A 4,931-nucleotide genomic window follows, 5' to 3' on the forward strand; every position below is an offset into this window, starting at 1 on the left:
CCGCATGTTCTGCCGCATGAACATACTGCGCCGGAAGTTCAGGCTCAAACCACGCAGATGCAACAGGCGCTGGTCAATGCGGTCCGCGCGGCGGCACAGTCAGCGGTGAAGACGATGAGCGCGGCCCGCGTAGGTTACGGGGAAGGCGTCAGTCGGGTAAACGTCAATCGCGACGTCTCAACGCCGTTCGGCTGGTGGCTAGGCGCCAACGAGCTGGGGGACAACGACCCAACGTTGTCCGTGTTGCGCATCGATACCGCGCAGGGTGCGCCGCTGGCGGTCATGATGAATTACGCCGTGCAGTCTTCGGTGATGGAGGGTTCTACGCTCAAAGCGGGCGGTAAGCTGATCACCGCGGATCTTGCGGGCGTCGCCACGCGCTACGTGGAGCAGGATGCGGCTCAGCGCGACAGCCAGCCGGTGGCAGCGTTTCTGGTCGGTGCGGCAGGCGATCAGGCGCCCCGTCTCCAGGCTAATCGCCATGTCGTCAACAGCGACGGCAGCGTCACGCGCGTCGACAAACATGAAGAGGGCTTCACGCTGCTCGATCACCTTGGCACAGAGTTAGGCAGCACGGCGGCGCAGGTGTCTGACCGCATCAAAGCCGTCGACACGCCCACGCTGGCGATAGAAAGAAAAAGCGTCATGGTCACCTCGCAAACGCACTCGCCTCAGAATGCGCCCAAAGGCCCGGTGACGGCCTATACTTATACACTGGGTCAACCCGTCGCACTGCCGGTGGTGCTCATCCGGATCGGCAATATCGCGCTGGTCGGCATACAGCCGGAACTGGCGGCGCAGATCGGCAAACGCATCAAGGCCGAATCGCCGTTTGCGCATACGCTGGTGCTGACGATGGTCGACGGCGCGGCAAAATATCTGCCGGACGACGCCAGCTATGACCGATACACCTACGAAGCCCGCAGTTCCGGTTTCGCACAGGGTTCGGCAGATACGCTGGCCGACGCCGTTCACGGCTGGCTGGATGCGTTACATCGCACCGCGCCGCATCCATAACCTAACGGTTCAAGGCGGTTTTCCTATAATGCTAATTGCACCACAGAGACCACAGCGGATTTGACGGCAGGAAAAACCGGCGGAGTCATTCCTCAGGGCGGCATCTCCGCCCTTCCGCCGCGCTATCGCCCGCCTCGTCCCTCAGCCCGCACATTGCTATTTCTCACTGCAGGTCCGCGTCACCGACTTCCACCCGTTTGGCGGTCGTTGCGCACTACGGTCATTACCCAATGAAACAGGAGAATGAACATGAAAGTGCTCGGTTATGCCGCTAAGTCGGCCCAGACGCCTCTGGCGCCGCTTGAATTCACCCGCCGCGAACCACGACCTGACGATGTCGTCATCGACGTGTTGTACTGCGGCGTCTGTCATTCCGACCTGCATCAGGCCCGCAACGATTGGGGGATCAGCCTGTATCCGCTCATCCCCGGCCATGAAGTGGTCGGCCGCGTGACGGAGGTCGGTAGCGAAGTGACCCGGTTCAAACCCGGCGATCTGGCGGGCATCGGCTGCATGGTGGACTCGTGCCGCGAGTGTCACCCCTGTCGGCAGGGTCTGGAGCAGTACTGCGAAGAGGGCAATATTCAGACCTACAACGGGCGCGATCGCCACGATCACCAGCCGACCTACGGCGGCTATTCGCAAAAAATCCTCGCGTCACAGGACTTCGTGCTGCGGATCCCGGACAGTCTCGATCTGAAGGCCGTCGCCCCGCTGCTGTGCGCGGGCATCACCACCTGGTCCCCGCTGCGCAAATGGGGCGTGACCCAAGGCAGTAAAGTCGCCGTCGTCGGACTCGGCGGTCTGGGTCATATGGCGCTGAAGCTGGCGCATGCGATGGGCGCGGACGTCACGCTGTTTACCCGCAGCAAGAGCAAAGAGGCCGACGCTCGCCGTCTGGGCGCGCATCACATCGTGATCTCATCCGATGCGGAGGAGATGAAAGCGGTGAGCAATCACTTCGATCTGATCATCGATACGGTACCCTACGAACACGACGTCAATCCGTATATGACCACCCTGGCGCTCGACGGGACGCTGGTGTTCGTCGGCCTCCTCGGCCAGGTCGAACCGCCGCTGAACACGATGCCGATAGTGCTGGGACGCCGCTCCGTCGCGGGCTCCTGCATCGGTGGAATTGCGGAAACACAGGAAATGCTCGATTTCTGCGGCGAGCACGGCATCGTCTCCGACGTTGAGATGATCAACATCCAGCAGATCAACGACGCCTATGAGCGGCTGCTCAACAGCGACGTGAAGTATCGCTTCGTCATCGACATGGCTTCGCTGAAGGCTTAGCGCTCAGAAGTCAGCCCACGGCCCGTTTCATCGTGATGTTCACGGCGAAGCGGGCCGTTTTGTCTGTCAGGCACAAAAAAAGACGCCGTGGCGTGATCCACGGCGTCATCGTCAGAGCGTCAGCGTCGCTGAGCGTCAGGGGTAATTCACCCAGTCGCCGCCGTTCAGCCGTATCCAGGTTTTCCCCTGATAACGCATCACCACCGCCCCATCATTCTCCGACACCACCGGCGTCGTCGGCAGATTGTGGGTCAGTACCGACATGTTAACGTTGGCCGCGTTAAACACCTGACCGTCCACCACGCGGGAAATCAGCTCGGACAGCGCCAGCATGCTCGTCGGCGTATCCACACGCAGCGGCTGCTCCTGATGCGGCGCTTTCATACCAGCGAACAGAATACCGACCGGCACGTGCGTGATACTCGGGCTTGGGATATCCCTGAGACCGGACATCTGCATCTTGTCGCCCGCCAGCGCCGCGCCGTGTTCCGGCACGACAACTACCATCACCCGCCGTCCCGACTCATCAAGCTGACGCATAAAGGCTTCGAGCTGATCGAACATCTGCTGCGCCCGAGGCTGATACGGCGCGGAGCGCGTTGTCCCCAAATCGCGCGTTCCGTCATGCAGCGGGATCACGTTGAAGAAGGTCGCGCTGCGCGCGTCACTGCTCTGCTGACGATCATCCAGCCAGCGTTGCATTAGCTGCGCGTCGTTGAATACCGGCGTGCCGTCAAACGAGGTATAGGCCGGGGCGATCCCCGCCTGAGACAGCAGCGGCGCCGCGATGCGGCCCTGCTCGCGCAGAGACTTCATGTAGTTGCCGAAAAGACCCGGATGATCCAGCACCAGCTGCTGGCGGAAGCCCAGTTTTTCTAGATTTTCGAGCAGATAGCAGTGATCCGCCGTCGGCTTGTAGATATCGGTGTGCGACGTCTGACCGCAGCTGGCGCGCAGCAGGCGAATCCCCGCAGGACCGCTGTACCCCGTCGCCGAGTTGTAATTGCCGAGCAGAATATCGAACCGTTTCCACAGCGGATGATGACGGAGCTGCACCGTGTCCAAATCGGACCACGACAGCGAGCAAATGTTGATGATCAACACGTCAAACGGCTGCGAATCCGCCGGGAGCGTGTCAGGAAAATGCGTCACTCGCTGCTTTTCCTGCGCATAAAAACGCGACAAAAAGGCCGTCAGATTGGCGCTGGTCGGCGGCGCGCTCTCGTCGAGTCCATCCGGCGAAGCGGTCGGCGTACCGGGCTGCGGCGCGCCGTTGTTGATGACCACCTGAGGCGTGGCGGCCCTTGTGGGCAGCAGAGAGAAAGCCGGGCCGGCGATGTTGATCATATTGATCCAGCACAACATGGCCGTCACCAGCACAGTAATGCGCACCCACTGGGCGACAAACAGGTACAGAACCCAGAGGACGAACGCAGAAGCGACCATGCGACCATTGATGAATCGGTCTGCCAGATCGAGCAGATAGTCGCCCGAAAACTCGGTGAGCTGCGCGCCCTGGCTGAGGATACTTTGCATCCCCGGCAGCCAGGTGTCGTGATAGAACAGCGCGATCCCGATGGGGATTGAGATCCACTGACGCAGCCGGTGCAGGCGCTGCGAGGGCAGCGGAAACACCAGCCAGCACAGAAAAACCAGATTATCCAGCGCGTGAAAGTTGAGATAGCCGAACCACAGCAGTGCGAACTTCAGCAAGAAATAGAAATTCCAGCCGCCCAAACCTCGCCAGCCGCTTCGGGAGGACGCCGCATCGGGCGCCGCTTGTTTTACTTCAGTCATGATTATTTCACATCCGATTGTGAAGATTTTCGCCGCCAGGTTCCCTCATACTTCATCGCGCGCGACGGCGTCAGACGATGAATAAAACCCCGCCAGCGTGCGGACAGCCAGCGAGGAAGAAATGCCCTTAACACTAAAAGGGTCAGCAGGAAAAAAATGCCTGCATGCATGATTTCCATTAGATTCATTTGGCCGCTCCCTCGCCCTGCGCCAGTCTGATGCGCTGCGGCACCCGGCGCTCCGACGCGGAAGCCGACACGGTTTTGGCCACGCTGGCAGCAGCGACCGTTACCTCTGTCAGCGTGCGCGGAACCCACGTGCTCATCAGACGGATTTCCGACAGAATCGGCAGATCCTCGCACCAGACCTGATGGTCGGAGAAAAGCTCGTCATACGGCAACGGGAAGATGGACGTCAGCGCCGTTTTCAGGTCGTGCAGATGGCAGGAGAACAGGAACAGATACAATCGGTTATCCATCACCGTGAACACATCTCCGTTACGACGGGTTTTGCAGAGCGTCAATGCCTGCTCCGCCCGCAGCTGGCTCACCGGCGTCAACGCCACCAGCACGCCCTTGCTGTTTTCCGGCAGCAGCGGATCGTTCATCAGCAGCGTTACGGTATGGCAGAACGACTCCAGTGGCATAAATCCCTTCTGGCGCAGCGGCTGTTGCAGCTTCCGCAGTACCGTAAAATCTTTCGGCACATAGCGCTGATAGCGTTGTCCCTGCAGCCCTTCCAACATGATCAGAAAGCGCGACAACGAGGTGCCGAACGGCACGATAATGTTCACGCCGCAGGCCAGCAGCAGACGCTCG

Annotated in this window: 4 protein-coding genes; 2 read left to right on the forward strand and 2 right to left on the reverse strand. The window is 60.4% G+C overall.

The genetic code is table 11. From position 1 onward, the window contains the following. On the forward strand, nucleotides 1–1,017 hold a 1,017-nt coding region (locus Q7O77_RS14565), incomplete at its 5' end, for a hypothetical protein (protein ID WP_304168724.1). Nucleotides 1,018–1,260: 243 nt separating this feature from the next. Continuing rightward, entirely contained in the window at nucleotides 1,261–2,316 is a 1,056-nt protein-coding gene (locus Q7O77_RS14570; RefSeq protein ID WP_304168726.1) for an NAD(P)-dependent alcohol dehydrogenase, read from the forward strand. A 135-nt stretch (nucleotides 2,317–2,451) separates the two neighbouring features. Here the strand turns inward: Q7O77_RS14570 and bcsG are convergent, their stop codons facing one another. Further along, nucleotides 2,452–4,113 carry a cellulose biosynthesis protein BcsG gene (gene bcsG / locus Q7O77_RS14575; RefSeq protein ID WP_304168729.1) on the reverse strand — a complete coding sequence of 554 codons (1,662 nt, stop codon included), beginning with the start codon at nucleotides 4,111–4,113 and terminating at the stop codon, nucleotides 2,452–2,454. Between the two features lie 184 nt (nucleotides 4,114–4,297). Further along, nucleotides 4,298–4,931: BcsE family c-di-GMP-binding protein (locus Q7O77_RS14580; RefSeq protein WP_304168733.1), on the reverse strand; the 634-nt coding region annotated here is incomplete at its 5' end.

It is taken from the genome of Lonsdalea britannica (assembly GCF_946477055.1).
GTDB classification, from domain to species: domain Bacteria; phylum Pseudomonadota; class Gammaproteobacteria; order Enterobacterales; family Enterobacteriaceae; genus Lonsdalea; species Lonsdalea britannica_A.